The organism is Marinobacter sp. (assembly GCF_046484525.1).
Taxonomy (GTDB): Bacteria; Pseudomonadota; Gammaproteobacteria; order Pseudomonadales; family Oleiphilaceae; genus Marinobacter.
In genome coordinates this window covers 1-17,039 of sequence record NZ_JAWOIS010000026.1, presented here as the reverse complement: position 1 = coordinate 17,039, position 17,039 = coordinate 1, and the positions used below count along the sequence as shown (strand labels likewise).

At 61.0% G+C, this 17,039-nt stretch carries 17 protein-coding genes and 1 pseudogene; 15 read left to right on the top strand and 3 right to left on the bottom strand.

Annotated elements, in window-relative coordinates:
* The first annotated feature begins 87 nt into the window (after positions 1 to 87).
* From R6W86_RS05965 to R6W86_RS05955, 3 genes are read left to right on the top strand one after another with little or no spacing between them, the layout of a single operon-like run.
* Entirely contained in the window at positions 88 to 393 is a 306-nt protein-coding gene (locus R6W86_RS05965; RefSeq protein WP_410328464.1) for an STAS domain-containing protein, read from the top strand.
* Entirely contained in the window at positions 390 to 2,132 is a 1,743-nt protein-coding gene (locus tag R6W86_RS05960) for a PP2C family protein-serine/threonine phosphatase (protein WP_410328463.1), read from the top strand. The genes R6W86_RS05965 and R6W86_RS05960 overlap by 4 nt, the downstream gene beginning before the upstream one ends.
* Positions 2,122 to 2,469 carry an Hpt domain-containing protein gene (locus tag R6W86_RS05955; protein ID WP_410328462.1) on the top strand — a complete coding sequence of 116 codons (348 nt, stop codon included), beginning with the start codon at positions 2,122 to 2,124 and terminating at the stop codon, positions 2,467 to 2,469. The genes R6W86_RS05960 and R6W86_RS05955 overlap by 11 nt, the downstream gene beginning before the upstream one ends.
* A 52-nt stretch (positions 2,470 to 2,521) precedes the next feature.
* Here R6W86_RS05955 and R6W86_RS05950 read toward each other — a convergent pair whose 3' ends face one another.
* Both R6W86_RS05950 and upp read right to left on the bottom strand, forming a co-directional pair.
* Positions 2,522 to 3,778 carry a uracil-xanthine permease family protein gene (locus tag R6W86_RS05950; protein WP_410328461.1) on the bottom strand — a complete coding sequence of 419 codons (1,257 nt, stop codon included), beginning with the start codon at positions 3,776 to 3,778 and terminating at the stop codon, positions 2,522 to 2,524.
* A 2-nt stretch (positions 3,779 to 3,780) separates the two neighbouring features.
* The gene (gene upp / locus R6W86_RS05945; protein WP_410328460.1) at positions 3,781 to 4,419 is read right to left on the bottom strand and encodes a uracil phosphoribosyltransferase; all 639 of its coding nucleotides are present in this window, start codon (positions 4,417 to 4,419) and stop codon (positions 3,781 to 3,783) included.
* Between the two features lie 166 nt (positions 4,420 to 4,585).
* On the opposite strand from upp, the gene R6W86_RS05940 reads away from it, so the two are divergent.
* From R6W86_RS05940 to ccmI, 12 genes are all read left to right on the top strand, one after another.
* Positions 4,586 to 5,392 carry a MinD/ParA family protein gene (locus R6W86_RS05940; RefSeq protein ID WP_410328459.1) on the top strand — a complete coding sequence of 269 codons (807 nt, stop codon included), beginning with the start codon at positions 4,586 to 4,588 and terminating at the stop codon, positions 5,390 to 5,392.
* A 35-nt stretch (positions 5,393 to 5,427) separates the two neighbouring features.
* The gene (locus R6W86_RS05935) at positions 5,428 to 7,710 is read left to right on the top strand and encodes an ATPase, T2SS/T4P/T4SS family (RefSeq protein ID WP_410328458.1); all 2,283 of its coding nucleotides are present in this window, start codon (positions 5,428 to 5,430) and stop codon (positions 7,708 to 7,710) included.
* Positions 7,707 to 8,816, top strand: coding sequence for an ATP-binding protein (locus tag R6W86_RS05930; protein WP_410328457.1), 1,110 nt, complete (start codon positions 7,707 to 7,709; stop codon positions 8,814 to 8,816). Before R6W86_RS05935 ends, R6W86_RS05930 begins: the two co-directional genes overlap by 4 nt.
* Positions 8,817 to 8,992: 176 nt before the next feature.
* Entirely contained in the window at positions 8,993 to 9,631 is a 639-nt protein-coding gene (gene ccmA, locus R6W86_RS05925) for a cytochrome c biogenesis heme-transporting ATPase CcmA (RefSeq protein WP_410328456.1), read from the top strand.
* Positions 9,621 to 10,343 carry a heme exporter protein CcmB gene (gene ccmB, locus R6W86_RS05920; protein WP_410328455.1) on the top strand — a complete coding sequence of 241 codons (723 nt, stop codon included), beginning with the start codon at positions 9,621 to 9,623 and terminating at the stop codon, positions 10,341 to 10,343. Before ccmA ends, ccmB begins: the two co-directional genes overlap by 11 nt.
* Before the next feature lie 125 nt (positions 10,344 to 10,468).
* Positions 10,469 to 11,212: a heme ABC transporter permease CcmC gene (ccmC, locus tag R6W86_RS05915; RefSeq protein WP_410328454.1), complete on the top strand. Its 744-nt coding sequence runs from the start codon at positions 10,469 to 10,471 to the stop codon at positions 11,210 to 11,212.
* Positions 11,213 to 11,215: 3 nt separating this feature from the next.
* Positions 11,216 to 11,449 carry a heme exporter protein CcmD gene (gene ccmD, locus R6W86_RS05910; protein WP_410328453.1) on the top strand — a complete coding sequence of 78 codons (234 nt, stop codon included), beginning with the start codon at positions 11,216 to 11,218 and terminating at the stop codon, positions 11,447 to 11,449.
* A gap of 14 nt (positions 11,450 to 11,463) precedes the next feature.
* Complete coding sequence (gene ccmE, locus R6W86_RS05905) at positions 11,464 to 11,934, top strand: cytochrome c maturation protein CcmE (protein WP_410328452.1); 471 nt, start codon at positions 11,464 to 11,466, stop codon at positions 11,932 to 11,934.
* A 32-nt stretch (positions 11,935 to 11,966) separates the two neighbouring features.
* A complete protein-coding gene (locus R6W86_RS05900; protein ID WP_410328451.1) occupies positions 11,967 to 13,970 on the top strand; it encodes a heme lyase CcmF/NrfE family subunit in 2,004 nt (667 codons plus the stop codon).
* The gene (locus R6W86_RS05895; protein ID WP_410328450.1) at positions 13,967 to 14,503 is read left to right on the top strand and encodes a DsbE family thiol:disulfide interchange protein; all 537 of its coding nucleotides are present in this window, start codon (positions 13,967 to 13,969) and stop codon (positions 14,501 to 14,503) included. Before R6W86_RS05900 ends, R6W86_RS05895 begins: the two co-directional genes overlap by 4 nt.
* The gene (locus R6W86_RS05890) at positions 14,503 to 14,982 is read left to right on the top strand and encodes a cytochrome c-type biogenesis protein (RefSeq protein WP_410328449.1); all 480 of its coding nucleotides are present in this window, start codon (positions 14,503 to 14,505) and stop codon (positions 14,980 to 14,982) included. The genes R6W86_RS05895 and R6W86_RS05890 overlap by 1 nt, the downstream gene beginning before the upstream one ends.
* 51 nt (positions 14,983 to 15,033) lie before the next feature.
* Entirely contained in the window at positions 15,034 to 16,302 is a 1,269-nt protein-coding gene (gene ccmI, locus R6W86_RS05885; protein WP_410328448.1) for a c-type cytochrome biogenesis protein CcmI, read from the top strand.
* A gap of 22 nt (positions 16,303 to 16,324) precedes the next feature.
* Here ccmI and R6W86_RS05880 read toward each other — a convergent pair.
* Positions 16,325 to 17,039: pseudogene (locus R6W86_RS05880) on the bottom strand (protein BatD); the annotation flags it as partial.

Genomic DNA, 17,039 nt, shown 5'->3' with positions numbered 1-17,039 from the left:
GTTCTCGGCTATCCTGAATCGAGGCCAGTGCCGGATCAGCCGGGCTGGTCGCAGTCGCTACATGGATTGCTTCTGGAGGTTTTGTTCATGCCGATACAGACGAGCCTCGCCGAGGACGACAAAACGCTGGTTATCCGGATTGAAGGCCGCTTTGACTTCAGCACCCACCAGGCGTTCCGGGATTCCTACGAGCATGCCGGCCCCAAGGTGACCAACTATGTTGTCGATCTCTCTGATACCACCTATCTGGACAGCTCTGCCCTGGGCATGCTGCTTCTGCTGCGGGACCACGCCGGTGGCAACAGTGCCCGGATCTCGATCGAGAATTGCAACAGTGACGTTCGCCGGATTCTCTCCATTTCCAATTTCGAGCAGCTTTTTGCCATCAAGTGAGCCACCATAGCCTGCGAATTCTGATTGCTGATGACAATAACACGGACCGTCTGATCCTGCAGGCACTCATCAAGCGCTTGGGCCATGAGGTGATTGAGGCGACGGATGGCCTTGATGCCGTGCAGAAATTCCGTGAGGACAATCCGGACATTGTTCTTCTGGACGCCCTGATGCCCCGGATGGATGGCATGGAGGCCGCACGGCACATCAAGGCCCTGGCTGGTGAGCGCCTGGTACCGGTCATTTTTCTGACTTCCCTCTCTGATGCCGAAGATCTGGCGCGATGCTTGGAGGCTGGCGGCGACGACTTCCTGACCAAGCCCTACAACCGGGTGATCATCGAGGCCAAGATCAAGGCCTTCAACCGCATGCGCCGGATGCACGATACCCTCTCACGCCAGCACGAGCAGATCAGTGAGCGTAACCGGCAACTGCTGGAAGAGCAGACCATCGCCAGGCGAGTATTCGATAACGTGGCGCACACCGGCTGCCTGGACTCGCCAAACATACGCTACCATGCCTCGCCTCTGTCCGTGTTCAACGGCGATGTCCTGTTTGCTTCGCCGCGGCCGGCGGGCGGCATCCTGATATTCCTGGGTGATTTCACTGGCCATGGTCTTCCTGCGGCCATTGGTGCCATGCCGGTGGCCGAGATTTTCTACGGGATGGCGCGCAAGGGGTTCAGTGGTTCCGATGTGCTCCGGGAAATCAACCAGAAGCTCAAGTTGATCCTGCCAATCGGCATGTTCTGTTGTGGCGCAATGGTGGAGGCGGATTTCAAGCTGGGCCAGATCAGGGTCTGGAACGGCGGCCTGCCGGAGGCTTGGGTAATCCGTTTAGATGGCGACCCGGTGCTGTTGCCTTCGCTGCACCTGCCCCTGGGGATTCTTCCGCCGGAACAGTTCGAGAGCGTGATGGAATCTGTCCAGGTCCGCCCTGGCGACAGGTTGTTGGTGATGACCGACGGCGTGCCCGAGGCGGCCAATGAACAAGGAGCACTGTTCGGACTGGCCGGAATTCGGCGGTGCCTTGAGCAGCTGAAGCCGTCCGAGCATCCGTTCGATATGGTTCTGGCGGCAGTGCGCCAGTTCAGTGCCAATGCCGCCGAGTCGGATGACCTGACTCTGGTTGCCCTCGATATCACGGATCAGTCAGCGGTGCCTGAAGTGTCGGAGCAGGCATCGCCCTCGGCCCTGGCCGGCCCGACGGAGTGGCGGTGCGAGTATGAAATACGGGAACGCACCCTCGGCGATTTCAGCCCATTGCCGTTGCTGCTGCACATCTGCCTGGAGGTGCCTGGTTTGAGGACAAGGGGTGGGGAAATCTATACCCTGTTGTCAGAGCTCTACAACAATGCCCTGGAGCACGGGGTCCTGCAGTTGCCGTCGGAGTGGAAGCGCAGTGCCGAGGGATTCGGACGGTATTACTCCGAGCGGCAAGCCAGGTTGGCCCGGGTGGATGGCCATTACATCCGGTTCAGCCTGCATCACACCCGGAAACCCGGTGGCGGTTGCCTGCGTGTAGTCTGTGAGGATAGTGGTCCCGGGTTTGATTTCCAGAATCATCCGCTGGTTTCCGGTGAAGCCGGGGGTGACAACAGTCCCCGGTATTCCGGCCGTGGTTTGTTGCTCTTGAAACGGCTGAGCAAAAACATCACATTCCGGGGCAAGGGTAACCACGTTGAAATCGTTTATGATTGGAATTTCTCAGCGCACCAGGGGGATGGTGATGACAGATAGACTGCACCTTGATGAAGAGGCTCTGGCGGAACTCCAGGATGTCATGGAGGATGAATTCGATGTTCTGATCCAGACCTACATCGTGGACTCCCGGGACCGCATAGCCAGCCTGAAAACCGCACTGGCGGCAGCCGACGCCGATGCATTCGCCAGGACCGCCCACAGTCTGAAGGGCAGTTGCATCAATATTGGTGCTCCCCGGCTCGGGGAGTTGTGCCGGGAGGCGGAAGAAGCCGGCGGGGTGCCGGATCTCGGGGAGGCATCCCGACTGGTCGGGGCGATTGAGCAGGAGTTTGCGACCGTGACCGGCCTGCTGGAGGAGTTCCTGGTGCGCTGATCCGTTTCCGGATACCGGCACCCCGAGGGCTGCGGTATCCGGTCGGAAGGCCTCAGTCGGCCTTGTGCTCGTAGATTGCCTTGCCCCAGGCCTCCCTGCTGCCCGGCAGGACCAGGTTAAGGGCAACCGCCACCACCGCGCACAGCGCGATACCTTCCAGTTGGCCAAGCGCCATGTTGCCTATGCCGAACACCAGGGGCACGCCGACGATCACCAGGTTGCGTGATTCGGACAGGTCCACCTGGTGACGGATCAGGGTGTTCAGGCCCACCACCGCGATGGAACCGAACAGCAGGCACAGGATGCCCCCCATCACCGGTACCGGAATGGTTTGCAGGGCAGCACCGAACTTGCCCACAAACGCCAGCACGATGGCCACGACCGCTGCCCACCACATTACTTTAGGATTGAAGTTCCGGGTCAGCATGACCGCACCGGTCACTTCGGAATAGGTGGTGTTGGGAGGCCCGCCCAGCATGGAGGCCGCGCTGGTGGCCAGGCCATCCCCCAGCAGGGTGCGATGCAGGCCCGGTTTCTCCAGGTAGTTCTTGCGGGTCACGTTGCCGATGGCCAGGACATCGCCGATGTGTTCGATAGCCGGGGCAATGGCCACCGGAATCATGAACAGGATGGCGCTCCAGCCGAACTCCGGGGTCACGAAGTCGGGTACGGCAAACCAGGGTGCTTCCCGTATCGGCGTCATGTCGACGATGCCGGCGAACAGGGACAGGATGTAGCCGACAGCAACACCGAACATGATGGGGATCAGGCGGAAGATGCCCTTGGCCCAGAGGGTCATGATGATGGTGACCGCCAGTGAGATCATGGCAATCCAGATGGCGGTGTCATAGGGAATCAGTTCAGCAGAGCCGTCCCCGGTCTGTCCCGATGCCATGTTCACCGCAATGGGCGCCAGGCCCAGACCGATGGTCATGATTACCGGCGCGATCACGACCGGTGGCAGCAACCGGGTGACGAACCCGGTGCCGCGCAGCTTTACCGCGGCACTCAGGAGGATGTACAGGATACCCGCGGCCATCAGGCCGCCCATGGTCTGCTCCAGACCGAACTTGCCCTTGGCGGCAATGATCGGGGCGATGAAGGCAAAGGAGGAGGCCAGGAAAATGGGGATCCGCCCGCCAGTCACGACGTGGAAAATCAAGGTGCCGATGCCGGCAGTGAACAGGGCAACGTTGGGATCGAGGCCGGTGATCAGCGGCATCAGTACCAGGGCGCCGAAGGCGACCAGCAGCATCTGGGAACCGGCGATGGCCTGTTTCCAGACCGGGTCGTTAGTGTGGTCTTGCATGCTCAGACGTCCTTCTGCTTGGTACCGAAAATCTTGTCACCGGCATCCCCGAGGCCGGGCAGGATGTAGCCCTTGCCGTTCAGGCGCTCATCCACCGACGCGGTATAGATGGAAACGTCCGGGTGCTTCTCCAGGACTTTTTCGATCCCCTCAGGCGCGGCCACCAGCACCAGGGCCCGGATCTCCGTGCTACCGGCTTTCTTGAGCAGGTCGATGGTGGAGATCATGGAACCGCCCGTGGCGAGCATCGGATCCACGATCAGGGCCATGCGCTGGTCCAGTTCGCCCACGAGTTTTTCCAGATAGGTGCTGGCTTCCAGGGTTTCCTCGTTACGGATCTGGCCGACCACGCTGACCCGGGCAACCGGAATCAGGCTGAGTACTCCGTCAAGCATGCCGAGGCCCGCCCGGAGGATGGGGACGATGGTGACCTTTTTGCCGTGGATCTGCTCCACGTTCACCGGGCCGGCCCAGCCTTCGATGGTTTTTTCCTGCAGGTTGAAATCCTTGGTGGCTTCGTAAGTCAGCAGGGCGCCGACTTCCTGTGCCAGTTCACGAAAATTCTTGGTGCTGATGTCCGCGCGGCGCATCAGGCCAAGCTTGTGGCGGATCAGGGGGTGTCGTACCTCGTGGATTGGCATTGGGTCACCTGTGTGTTTGGGATTATCGGATCAAGTTTGACGGATTTGCGCGTAAATGGCGCAAGGATACCGTATCTGGAGGGGCGCGTCAGGTATCATGAAATCCTCGGGGTGATGCTATAAGATGGCAATTTCGGTGGACTGCGTGGCGAGGGGCATGGGTACAATGACAACAGCAAATCCGGTTCAGGTCATTGCGGTATCCGGCGGCAAGGGTGGCACGGGTAAAACCAGTATTTCAGTGAATCTCGCCGTTGCACTGGCGGAAAGAGGTCGGCGGGTGGTGGTTCTGGATGGGGACCTGGGCCTTGGCAATATCGATGTGTCGCTGGGGCTCACCGCCGGTCATACCTTGCAGGACGTTCTGGACGGCGAGTGCGAGCTCAGGGATGTCCTGGTGGAAGGGCCGGGCGGTATCCGCATCGTTCCTGCCCCCTCCGGCAGTCTGCGCATGACCCGGCTTGGTGCCGCGGAATACGCCGGCCTGATCAATGCCTTCAGCGAATTGGGGAATGAAATCGATGTACTGATCATTGATACCGCCTCCGGCGTGTCCGACGCGGTGGTCAGTTTTCTGCGGGCGGCACAGGAACTTTTGCTGGTGGTCTGTAACGAGCCCACCTCCATTACCGACACCTACGCCCTGGTCAAGCTGATGAACCGTGAATACGGAATCAACCGATTTCGTGTACTCGCCAATCAGGTTCGCAACGAGCAGGAGGGGCGGCAGCTTTATGAAAAGCTGATCCGGGTCACCGAGCGTTTTCTGGATGTGGCGTTAGAGTACGTAGGCATGGTGCCCCATGACGAGGCGTTCAGAAAGGCGGTGCAGCGCCAGCGTGCCGTGGTGGAAACGTATCCTCGGGCCCGGGCCTCGCTGGCTATCAAGGCCCTGGCAGAGAAAGTGGACAGCTGGCCGCTGCCGTCCTCTCCCCGTGGCCATGTGGAATTCTTTTTGGAGCGGCTTGTCTGAGCCCGAACGAGATCTGTTCTTGATGGATACTGGTAATGACTAAACTGTACCCGAGGGCCAGCGGGGCCCTGCTTGCCGTTTCCCGTCACGAGTTTGTTGCCTGCTCGGATCTTGCTCCTTCCATCACCGGGCACTCCATCCCCAGAGAGGAAACCGTCCGGCATCTCTTGTCCCTGATGCCGGAAATCGAACCGGACGAGACCGTCATGCATGTTGGCGGAGGCTCCGGCTACCTGACCGCCGTGCTGTCGGAACTGGCGCATCGGGTAATCTATGTGGAGCGCAATCCGGTGGTGGCCGAGGCTGCCCGGGAGCGGTTCTTCCGACTCGGCCACCACAACGTGGATGTGGTGGCAGCCGACATCGAGAGTGCGCCCGAGCCGGACGTGCTTTGCGATCGGGTGCTTTCCACCACCTTCCTGCCCCGGCGCGATGTGGTGCTGCCATTTCTCCGGAACCAGGGGCGGCTGATCTGCCTGGAGGGCAGGGCAGGGCCGGTGCCCAGCCTGGCGATGTTTGAAAAGCAGGGATTCGGCCTGGTCCGGATGCGCACCCTCGGCTGGGTGGATTTCAACCGCAATGCTGAGCAGATCCTGATTGACCTCGGCGTTATCGACGAAAAAGTCCTGGCTGAAGCCAAGAGTGAGGCGGCCAGGACAAATGCGCGGATTCTTGATCTGGTGCGGCGCAAGCTGAACCTGGAAGAGATCGACCTGTACAGGACCCTGGCCCAGCAGCGGGGCATGGTCTTCAAGGAGGCCGACGAGCTGTTGCCGGATCTGCATCCGGCCCTGTTCCGCCGCTTCTCCCGGACCTTCCTGGATCTGTCGCGACTGCTGCCGGTGGCAGAGGCCGACGGCAAGATCACCGTTATCACCGATGATCCCGATGCTCGCACCGATCAGTTGGAGCGCCTGACCCAGAACTCCGTGATCGAATGCCTGCTGGTTACGCCGACGGATTTCCGCAGGGTATGGTCCGCCCTCGACCTGACTGCCCAGGGCAAGCAGTTCGTGGCTGATCATGGCGCCGGCAGTGATGACCGGCATGAGCCTCGGGCCGAGTCCAGCGGTACCCTTGGCGAACATGGTGGCAACAAGCAGGTAAGCCCCTATCTGGTCTCGGTATATGAAGCGATCCTGCTCGATGCAGTGAGCGAGAAGGCCAGCGACATCCACATCGAACAATATGGGGAACGGGTTCGGATCCGCCTCAGGGTGGATGGCGAACTGCACGACCTGCCCCAGTACCAGCTCAGTCCCCGGGAATTGCGAGGCGTGATCAACGTCATCAAGCTGCGGGCCGAGCTCAACATTGCCGAACATCGCCTGCCCCAGGGCGGCCGCTCCCAGTTGAAGCTGGGGGAGGCCTCCTATGACCTCCGGGTCCAGACCCAGCCGTCGCTGCATGGCGAGCACGCGGTTATCCGGTTGCTGCCCCAGACCGGGCGCGCCATGACCATCGCCGAGCTGGGCATGTCCAAGGCCATCGGCGCCCGCTATCAGCGCCTGCTGGATAACCCTGCGGGTCTGGTGCTGGTGGTTGGCCCCACGGGTTCCGGCAAGTCCACCACCCTGTATGCGGGCCTGCAGACTCTGGCGGATGATGGCCGGCGTAAGGTCATCACCGTCGAGGATCCGATTGAATATTCCATCGACAACATCCAGCAGACCCGGGTTCGCTCCGAAATTGGTTTCGGCTTTGCCGATGCCATGAGGGCCTTTGTCCGGGAAGACCCGGACGTCATTCTGGTAGGGGAGATCCGGGACCAGGAAACCGCCCTGGAGGCCATCCGCGCGTCTCAGACCGGTCACGTGGTGTTGTCCACGTTGCACTGTAACGATGCGGTAGATTCCCTGCAGCGCCTCTATGACCTCGGTGTTCACCCCAACTCCATTGCCGGAGAGTTGCTGGCGGTGATCGCTCAGCGGCTGGCCAAGCGAATATGCCGCCATTGCTGTCAACCGGCGGAACCCGATCCTACGATCCTGGCAGAGCTTTTCCCCGAGGGCGTTCCGACGGATTTCCGCTGCTTCGAGGGTGAGGGCTGTGACAAGTGCAACGGTCGGGGGACTCACGGGCGGGTGGGGATTGTCGAATACATGGAGGTGGATTCGGACATCCGTAACGCCATTTCCAGCCAGCCGCCCATCGGCGAGCTGCGCTGGCGGGCCCTGGATGCCGGCCTGGTCACCATGCGTGACAGTGCCCTGGATCATGTAATTGAGGGCGTGATTCCCTTGTCTGAATTGCCGCGTATCCTGCCGAGGGAACGCATGGGACCGGAAGTTCGTGGCGGCCGCAGGAGTACCCGATGACAGCCAGCAAAGCTACACAAAAGAACAAGGCCGCCCAGCGGGAGCCGGCCGAGGTTACCTACGCCGCGGAACTGGAGAAACTTGCGGCCCTCGACGAGGGACCCGTACCGCCGGGTTGGCGCATGTCCCCCCGGTCGGTGGAGAAGTTTGTCATGGGCGACGATGTGCTCGGTATCGAGCGCAAGTTCGTGGCGGACAGGGCCATGGTGGTCCGTATCATCATTTCCCTGTGCACCAGCCGCGGCTGTTTGCTGGTGGGCGAGCCCGGCACTGCAAAGTCCTGGCTTTCCGAGTTGCTGGCCGCTGCGATCTCGGGTGTCTCCACCCTGACCTTGCAGGGCGGGGCGGTCAGTCAGGTCAGCCAGCTGCTGTACAGCTGGAACGAGGCGATCCTCAAGAATGAAGGGCCCTGTCTGAAAGCCATGGTGCCCAGTCCGCTTCTGCGGGGCATGATGGAAGGGCGTCTGGTGCGCTTCGAGGAGATTGCCCGCTGCCCCCAGGCGCTGCAGGATGCCCTGTTGTCGGTGTTGTCGGACCGGGTGGTGGTGATCCCGGAATTGGCTGGAGAAGAGGGCGTGATCCTGGCGCGGGAAGGGTTCAACGTGGTCGCCACCTCTAACAGCATCGACGAGGGTGTGCATGCCATGAGCGCCGCCCTCAAGCGCCGAATGGATTTCGAGGAAATCCGGCCGATCCGCAACCTGGCCGATGAGCTGGATGTGGTGGTCAGGGAAGTGCGCAAGGCCAATACCGCCGCCGGTGTTTCCGTGGAGCCGGACCCTCGAGTGCTTGAGGTACTGGTGACCATGTTCCATGAACTGCGCAATGGCCAGACCCTCGACGGCCGCAGTACCGATCGCCTGGCGGGCGCCGCATTGTCCACGGCGGAAGCGGTGGCGGTAGCCCACGCCGCCAGCCTGAACGCCTGGTATTACGGCGGTGACGCAATGACGGTGGAGCAGCTGATGCACCATATCATCGGTTCTGCGCTCAAGGACCAGCCGGAGGATCGCCGGCGTCTGCGGCATTACTTCGACACGGCAGTGGCCACCCGGGAAGGGGACAGCTGGAAGCAGGCCTGGGCGCTGCGTTCGCTGATCCAGTAGTCAGGCTGCATCGACCTTTTGTGGCAAATTGATGCGCGGCAAGAGTAATCCGGAAAACCTTTGGTTATAATACGCGCCGCCGGCAATCCCTGCCGCCAACGATGTCTGCACCCGCCGTGTCAGTCATGAATACACCCGGTGCCGCAAAATGCGCATCGCCTGGATTCGGGGCCCTGATGTCTGAGCCGTTACTACAGGCTGTCAATCTCCAGTGTGAACGGGATGAGCGGATGCTGTTCCGTGATCTTTCCTTCTCCGTGTTGCCGGGTACCGTTACCCGCGTTGAGGGCCCGAACGGCTCAGGCAAGACAACCCTTCTGCGCATCCTTGCCGGCCTGAATGATGCCTGGTCCGGTGATCTTTACTGGTGTGGCCAGCCCAGGGCGGGGCAGCGCGAGAGCTTCCTGCGCAACATGCTTTATCTTGGCCACCGGCCGGGTATCAAGCCACTGCTTACCCCCATGGAAAATCTTCGGGCCTTGATGGCCTGCCGACACCCGGTCTCTGATGAGGTGCTGTCCCAGGCGCTGGAGGGAACCGGGCTGGCGGGTTACCAGAACGTGCCGTGCCGCAACCTGTCCGCCGGCCAGCAGCGACGGGTGGCGCTGGCACGGTTGCTTGTTGCGGATGAGCCCCTGTGGCTGCTGGATGAGGTATTCACGGCGATCGATGCCGACGGGGTCAGAGCGATCGAGGCATTATTGCAGCAGCGTGCGGCGGAAGGAGGTGCTGTTGTGGTCACAACCCACCATGACCTGGCGCTGCCCGGTATGCAGCGCATCGTGCTCGGGGGAGGGCAGGCGGATGACGAGTAATCCCGTTCGTGTGCAGCCGGTCAGGGAGAGTGTCGGTGTTGCCGGTGCCATGAAAGCGGTATTTCTGCGCGATATGAAGGTGGCTTTCCGTCAGCGCCAGGATCTGCTGAATCCCCTGCTGTTTTTCGTGATGGTGGTAACCCTGTTCCCACTCGGGGTTAGCCCGGAAGTGTCATTCCTGCGGGAGGCGGGAGCAGGTATCCTGTGGGTGGCGGCTCTGTTGTCGGTATTGTTGTCCCTGGACCATCTGTTTCGGCATGACTTTGACGACGGGACACTGGAGCAGTTGGTACTGCAGCCGCAGCCACTGTTTCTGCTGGTGCTGGCGAAGACGCTGGCGCACTGGATGCTGACCGGGCTGCCGCTGGTGATCCTGACGCCCGTGCTGGGCGTTATGGTGCATCAGCCGGGGAACTCTATCGGCATTCTGTGTCTAACGCTTCTGATCGGTACGCCCGTGTTGAGTCTGATCGGTTCCATTGGTGCGGCGTTGACGCTGGGATTGCGATCGGCCGGGGTGCTCTTGTCCCTGCTGATCATTCCACTGTACATTCCGGTCCTGATATTCGGAACCGGAACAGTGGCCGCCGCGTCCGAGGGGGCTCCGGTCGGGGCCTACCTGGCGTTAATGGGAGCATTCCTGGTTCTGGCCTTCACGCTGGCTCCGTTTGCTTCGGCATCAGCACTGAAAATCAGTATGTCCAATAGCTAGGGAGCCTCTAATTAACTCCGGATCGCCTCTGCGAGCCCTGAGAGCTGCAGATGCAAGCCAGAGGCGATCCGGAGTTAATCAGAGGCTCCCAACAAATTAGGTAACGGGTTAACGGGTACCAATCCATGTGGCAATTTTTTCATAAGCTGGGCTCGCCCAAATGGTTCTACGGGATTGCGACCCGTCTGATGCCCTGGCTACTGGTCTCCGGTGCACTGCTGCTGTTGGCAGGTATTGTCTGGGGTCTGGCGTTCGCTCCCAAGGATTATCTGCAGGGTAACAGCTACCGGATTATCTTCATTCACGTGCCGACCGCATTCCTGGCCCAGTCGATCTACATCATGATGGCCGTGGCGGCGGTCGTTACCCTGGTATGGCGCATGAAGCTGGCCGATGTGTTCGTCAAGGCGGTAGCCCCGGTCGGCCTGGTACTCACATTCCTAGCCCTGTTCACCGGTGCGGTCTGGGGCAAGCCCACCTGGGGCACCTGGTGGATCTGGGATGCCCGGCTGACCTCCATGCTGATCCTGCTGTTCCTGTATGGCGGGGTGATTGCGCTGGACCGGGCCATCAATGACGAGAAGTCCGCTGCCCGGGCCGTGGCCGTGCTGGTGCTGGTTGGTGTGGTTAATATTCCCATCATCAAATACTCGGTGGAATGGTGGAATACGCTGCACCAGCCCGCCACCTTCAAGCTTACAGAGAAGCCCTCCATGCCCGCGGAAATGTGGGTGCCGCTGCTGTTATCGGTACTGGGGCTTTATCTGATTTTCGGATGGCTGGCCTGCCTCCGGATGCAGACGGAGATCATGGTCCGTGAACAGCGGACCCGGTGGGTGAAAGATCTGGTAATGGCGGGGAGGCACTGATCCATGGCGTTTGATTCACTCTCCGCGTTTATTGCAATGGAAGGCCACGGCCCCTACGTGTGGACCTGCTACGGTGTGTTTCTCGTATTGATGGTCGGACTGATGGTCTGGTCGCGGCACCGGCGGAGCGTAATGATGGAAGCCTGCCGCAGGAATTATGAGCGCCAGGACCAGGGCCAGCAGCGGGCAGCGCGACCGGCCGCCACATTCACCCGAGTTGAAGTTTCCCAGGACTGACAAGCAGGTTAAACATGCACCCGATCCGTAAAAAACGGCTGACCATTGTTCTCTTTCTTCTTGCCGGTATCGGCGTTGCGGTGGCGTTGACCGCCTACGCTCTGCGGCAGAACATCAACCTGTTCTACGATCCCTCGCAGATTGCTGCCGGTGAGGCGCCCCGGAATGTGCGCATCCGCGCTGGCGGGATGGTCGAGGAGGGGTCGGTGATTCGTGACCCGGACAGTCTGAAGGTGGTATTCCGTGTCACCGATTTCAATTCCTCGGTGCCGGTGGAGTACACGGGTATCCTGCCGGACCTGTTTGCCGAGGGGCAGGGTGTGGTTGCCATGGGCAAGATTGATGGTCAGGGCCGGTTCGTCGCGGATCAGGTGCTGGCCAAGCACGACGAGAATTACATGCCACCGGAGGTGGCCGATGCCCTGGAAAAAGCCTCCAAGGGGCAGCACAAGGCGGGCGAAACCGTCCAGCCACAGTCGTATTGACCCAAACCTCCCAGCTTGAATAGGGGATACTGATGTTTCCGGAACTCGGACAGTTTGCACTGATTCTTGCGCTGTTGCTGGCAGTGCTCCTCTCCGTTGTGCCCCTGGCCGGATCGGTGACCGGCCGGGACAACCTCCAGGCATTTGCCCGGCCCCTGGCGTCGGGTATGTTTGTGTTTATTGCCATGGCCTTCGGCCTGCTGACTCACGCCTTCCTGACCGACGATTTTTCGGTGGCCTATGTGGCCAACAACAGCAACAGTATGCTGCCCTGGTTCTACAAGTTCAGTGCGGTCTGGGGTGGCCATGAAGGCTCGCTGCTGCTGTGGATCCTGATGCTGTCAGGCTGGACCATGGCGGTCGCGATATTCAGCCGCCGACTGCCAACGGTGATGATTTCCCAGGTGCTGTCGGTGCTGGGCATGGTTGCTGTCGGCTTCCTGTTGTTTATCATCGTCACCTCCAACCCCTTTGACCGGCTGTTGCCCAACGTGCCGGCTGATGGCGCGGATCTCAACCCCTTGCTGCAGGACATCGGTCTGATCATGCACCCGCCGATGCTGTACATGGGCTATGTGGGCTTCTCCGTTGCGTTTGCCTTTGCCATCGCCGCGCTGATCAACGGCCGGCTGGATGCTGCCTGGGCACGTTGGTCCCGGCCCTGGACTACCGTAGCCTGGGCGTTCCTGTCTATCGGTATCGCGCTCGGTAGCTGGTGGGCCTACTACGAACTCGGCTGGGGCGGCTGGTGGTTCTGGGATCCGGTGGAAAATGCTTCACTGCTGCCCTGGCTGTCCGGTACCGCGCTGATGCATTCGCTGGCGGTCACTGAAAAGCGCGGTGTGTTCAAGAGCTGGACCGTGCTGCTGGCAATTGTCACCTTTGCGTTGAGCCTGTTGGGTACTTTCCTGGTGCGTTCCGGCGTGCTGACCTCCGTCCATGCCTTTGCGTCGGACCCGGAGCGGGGCAAGTTCCTGCTCATGTTGCTCGCGGTAACCATGATTGCCAGTCTGGCGCTGTATGCTTTCCGGGCCCCCGTGGTACATGTGCGCGCCCGTTATGGTTCGCTGTCCCGGGAAATCTTTCTCCTGTTGAATAATGTGTTGCTGGTGTCAGCGACCTTGTTGGTGGCGATCGGGACCCTGTATCCGCTGGTTCTGGATTACCTGGAACTGGGTAAACTGTCCATCGGTGAGCCGTTCTTCAACCTCACCTTCAGCCCGCTGGCGGTGGCGGCCGGCCTGCTTCTGGGTGCCGGTATCTTCTCCCGCTGGAAGAAAACCGACGGCGGCTGGCTGGGTCGCAAGCTGCTCTGGCCTCTTACAATCAGTATCGTGGCGAGCACCGCGGTGATCATCGGTTATGGCGGATTCAAGCCATGGGCATTTGCCGGCGTCTTTACTGCCATGTGGGTCACTGTAGCCACCTTCTGGGACCTTTGGGACAAGTCATCTTCCCGCAAGGGTCGACTCCACGGCCTTAAACGTCAATCCCGCAGTTACTGGGGGATGGTGCTGGGGCACCTGGGGCTTGCCATGGTGATGGCCGGTGCCACGGTGGTTTCAAACTACGGCATCGAACGGGATGTACGGATGACCCCGGGTGACGTCGCCACCGTGGGCGACTACCAGTTCGTATTCACTGACATCGGTGAGCGTCGTGGCCAGAACTTCACCGCCCAGTATGGTGGCTTTGATGTGATGCTCGACGGCGAGAAGGTTGCCGAATTGCATCCTGAGAAGCGTCAGTACAGTGTGGGCATGAGCGTCATGACCGAGGCGGATATCGACGCAGGCCTGTTCCGGGATATCTTCGTGGCAATCGGTGAACGTCTCACAGATGACGCCTGGGCCATCCGCCTGCAGTATAAGCCCCTGGTCCGCTGGCTCTGGCTCGGCGCCCTGGTGATGGCGATCGGTGGCTTCCTCGCCGTATCTGACAAGCGCTACCGGATCCGGGATCGCGCCGATGAGCGGGTTCCGCGGAACGCCCGGCCTGCTGGTGGGGTTAAAGGTGAAGCGGAGGCCTTGTCATGAAGCGCTTCCTGTTGTTCGTGCCATTGCTGGTGGCCCTGGTACTGGGTGTGGTTCTGTTTGCCGGCATCGGCAAGGACCCGACCAAACTCGAGTCCGCACTGATTGGCAAGCCGGTGCCCGAGTTTTCCCTGGCGGATCTCCATAACCCGGGGGCGACGCTGGACCGCAGCCTGTTCCGCGGCGAGGTTTCCCTGCTCAATGTCTGGGGGACCTGGTGTCCGTCCTGTCGCGATGAGCACGATGACCTGATGTGGCTGGCGAATGAGAAAGGTATCAACATTATTGGCCTGAACTACAAGGACAAGCGCGAGGATGCCCTGGTCTGGCTCGACCGCCTGGGTGACCCCTACCGAACAACCATCTATGACCCCAAGGGTACCCTGGGCTTCGATCTGGGCGTTTATGGGGCTCCGGAGACCTTCGTGATTGATGCCGAAGGCGTGGTCCGATACCGCCATGTCGGTGTGGTCAACCCGAAAGTGTGGGAAGAAATGTTGCTGCCGGTGATCGAAGAAGCACGGGGTAACAGCTGATGATGCGATTCGTACTCGCAACCCTGTTCGTGCTGACTGCAGGCCTGGTGCAGGCGGAAGTCGCCGCTGTCTATGATTTCGATACCCGTGAACAGGAAGTGCGTTATCAGAACCTGATTGCCGAACTGCGGTGCCCGAAGTGCCAGAACCAGAATATCGCCGATTCCAACGCACCCATCTCGCAGGATATGCGTAACGAGGTGTACCGGATGATGCAGGCCGGTGCCAGCAACGAGGAGATTGTCGATGCGCTGGTTGCACGGTTTGGCGAATTTGTCCGGTACAAGCCGGAACTGGACAGTCGCACCTTCCTGTTGTGGGCGACACCGGCCATTGCTGTCTTTGGTGGCCTGCTTGTTGTCGCTGGCGTGGTTATCCGTGCCCGGCGCAGTGAACGGCAGGCAACCGGCCTGAGCGCGGAAGAGCGCGCCCGCGCCGAGCAGATCCTGGCAGACCAGGACGAGACCCGCGACCGCTGAGCGCTCGCCTGAACCGATCGAATCCATTTCCAATGCAGTGACGATATCTCCATGACCGATACTTTCTGGATTGCCGCGACGGTACTGACCATTATCGCCCTGGCTTTTGTGCTTTCCCCGGTGCTGTTCCAGCGCGCCAATGCCCGTGCCCGGGCGGATATCCGTAACCAGAACCTGATGGCCTACCGGACCCGGATGAAAGAGCTCGATGACGAGTTCGAGGCCGGTATTCTGGATGAGGACAACTACCGGCAGCTGAAAGAGGAACTGGCAGGTTCCATGCTCGATGATGTTCCTGAATCAGAGCAGCCCCGTCTGGCAGTGCCCGGACGCAAGAGTGCCATTGCGGTGGCTCTTGTCTCGGTCCTGGTTTTGCCAGGTGCGGCCTACTACCTGTACCAGGAATGGGGCGCCATGGATCGGGTTGAACAGTATGTTGCCATGCAACAGATGCAACAGACCGATGCCGGTCGTCAGGCACAGATGACAGATCTGGTGGCGCAGTTGCGAGACAGGCTCGAGGCCGCTCCCGACAACCCCGATGGCTGGGCCATGCTGGGACAGAGTTACATGCGCCTGGAACAGTACCAGGAGGCCGCCTGGGCATTCCGTCAGCTCGCCAAGGTGGTGCAGGACAATGACCAGGCAGAGGCGGTAGCTCTGGGGCTGTCCGCGCAGGCGCTGTTCTTCGACAGTCAGGGCGCGATGACGGAAGTTGTCACCGAGGCGATCCGCAAGGCCCGTGCCCTGAATCCGGATGAAGTCAACGCACTGGGGCTGCTCGGGATCAATGCCTTCAGTCAGCAGAACTACCGCGAGGCCATTGAGTACTGGGAGCGGATCGTGACTGTAGCGCCGGATCACCCGCAGATCGGCTCCATCCGGGGTGGCATCAACGAGGCCTATAACCGTCTGGGTGAAACACCGCCCGAGGTGCAGGCTCCCGCTGATGCCGGTGGCCCCGGTGTGACCGTCGAAGTCGCCCTGGCAGACGCATTCCGGGGCCAGGTGCCCGCCGATACCACCCTGTTCGTATTTGCCCGCGAGGCAGGTAACCCGAACGGTCCGCCTCTGGCCGTAGCACGCCTGACCGCAGGCGATCTGCCGGCGACCCTGCGCCTGGATGACGGTGACTCCATGTCGCCACAGATGAAAATCTCCGGCGTTGGCGAGGTGCTGGTGACGGCCCGCCTCAGTCGGTCCGGTAGTGTCCAGGCCAGTGCCGGCGACTGGCAAGGCAGTGTTGACGAGCCTGTTGCTGTATCCGGCGAGGATGCTGACTCGGTCCGGCTGGTCATCGACCAGCAACTGACCAACTGATCCTCCGGGCAGCCAGCGCCGGTCAGGCCGACAGATTGTCCGGATAGAGGGGGCGCAGGCCGTCCCCGACGGCGGTCTTCGGTTTCCGGCGCCGAACCTGTTCCAGGGCCCTGACCAGCGCCTGCCGGTTTGTCCCGCCAGGCTCACTTCGCCCTTGCCCCGCAAACAGCTCCGCCTGCAAGTGTTCCAGTTCGGTGGCCAGGGTGTCATCTCCCAGAAACTTCACGACATCCCCGGCGGTGTGGAACAGCTGATCCGGATGCCGATGCTGCATCCACCGGATCAGGAAATGGGGTGTTTCCGCGGATCCCTTCCTGGCGGCGATGATGAGTTGGTCAAACAAAGCCTGCTCGTTGCCGTCGCCCTCATGGGGTGCGGGCCGTTCATGCGCCCCACGGCCATTCCTTCCGGACCACCACCAGCCAGCCACAGTGGCAGCCCAGGCGACTGCCAGGGCCAGACTGACCCAGGGCCAGACCGAGTCAGTTGCTTCCGGCGAACTACCAGGCTCCGGCTCGCTGGCCGTGCTGGTTGTTGTGGAACCGTCCGCAGGCGGTTGCGGGGAGGGTGGCACGGCGGCGCCGGTATCGGTTACTGACAGGGTCCGGGCAGGAATCATCGCGACCTGCTGGCTGTCGGTGTTGGTGTCCCACCAGGCAATCCTGATCTCCGGTAACGTCATCTCACCGGCTTGCACGGGGACCAGCGCGATGGTCTGTTCCAGGGTGGAGATCAAT

What these genes read in the sequence shown, in the direction of transcription:
- R6W86_RS05965 (WP_410328464.1), top strand. Translation starts at nt 88, where the DNA reads ATGCCGATACAGACGAGCCTCGCCGAGGACGACAAAACGCTGGTTATC.
- R6W86_RS05955 (WP_410328462.1), top strand. Translation starts at nt 2,122, where the DNA reads ATGACAGATAGACTGCACCTTGATGAAGAGGCTCTGGCGGAACTCCAG.
- R6W86_RS05950 (WP_410328461.1), bottom strand. Translation starts at nt 3,778, where the DNA reads ATGCAAGACCACACTAACGACCCGGTCTGGAAACAGGCCATCGCCGGT.
- upp (WP_410328460.1), bottom strand. Translation starts at nt 4,419, where the DNA reads ATGCCAATCCACGAGGTACGACACCCCCTGATCCGCCACAAGCTTGGC.
- R6W86_RS05940 (WP_410328459.1), top strand. Translation starts at nt 4,586, where the DNA reads ATGACAACAGCAAATCCGGTTCAGGTCATTGCGGTATCCGGCGGCAAG.
- R6W86_RS05935 (WP_410328458.1), top strand. Translation starts at nt 5,428, where the DNA reads ATGACTAAACTGTACCCGAGGGCCAGCGGGGCCCTGCTTGCCGTTTCC.
- R6W86_RS05930 (WP_410328457.1), top strand. Translation starts at nt 7,707, where the DNA reads ATGACAGCCAGCAAAGCTACACAAAAGAACAAGGCCGCCCAGCGGGAG.
- ccmA (WP_410328456.1), top strand. Translation starts at nt 8,993, where the DNA reads ATGTCTGAGCCGTTACTACAGGCTGTCAATCTCCAGTGTGAACGGGAT.
- ccmB (WP_410328455.1), top strand. Translation starts at nt 9,621, where the DNA reads ATGACGAGTAATCCCGTTCGTGTGCAGCCGGTCAGGGAGAGTGTCGGT.
- ccmC (WP_410328454.1), top strand. Translation starts at nt 10,469, where the DNA reads ATGTGGCAATTTTTTCATAAGCTGGGCTCGCCCAAATGGTTCTACGGG.
- ccmD (WP_410328453.1), top strand. Translation starts at nt 11,216, where the DNA reads ATGGCGTTTGATTCACTCTCCGCGTTTATTGCAATGGAAGGCCACGGC.
- ccmE (WP_410328452.1), top strand. Translation starts at nt 11,464, where the DNA reads ATGCACCCGATCCGTAAAAAACGGCTGACCATTGTTCTCTTTCTTCTT.
- R6W86_RS05900 (WP_410328451.1), top strand. Translation starts at nt 11,967, where the DNA reads ATGTTTCCGGAACTCGGACAGTTTGCACTGATTCTTGCGCTGTTGCTG.
- R6W86_RS05895 (WP_410328450.1), top strand. Translation starts at nt 13,967, where the DNA reads ATGAAGCGCTTCCTGTTGTTCGTGCCATTGCTGGTGGCCCTGGTACTG.
- R6W86_RS05890 (WP_410328449.1), top strand. Translation starts at nt 14,503, where the DNA reads ATGATGCGATTCGTACTCGCAACCCTGTTCGTGCTGACTGCAGGCCTG.
- ccmI (WP_410328448.1), top strand. Translation starts at nt 15,034, where the DNA reads ATGACCGATACTTTCTGGATTGCCGCGACGGTACTGACCATTATCGCC.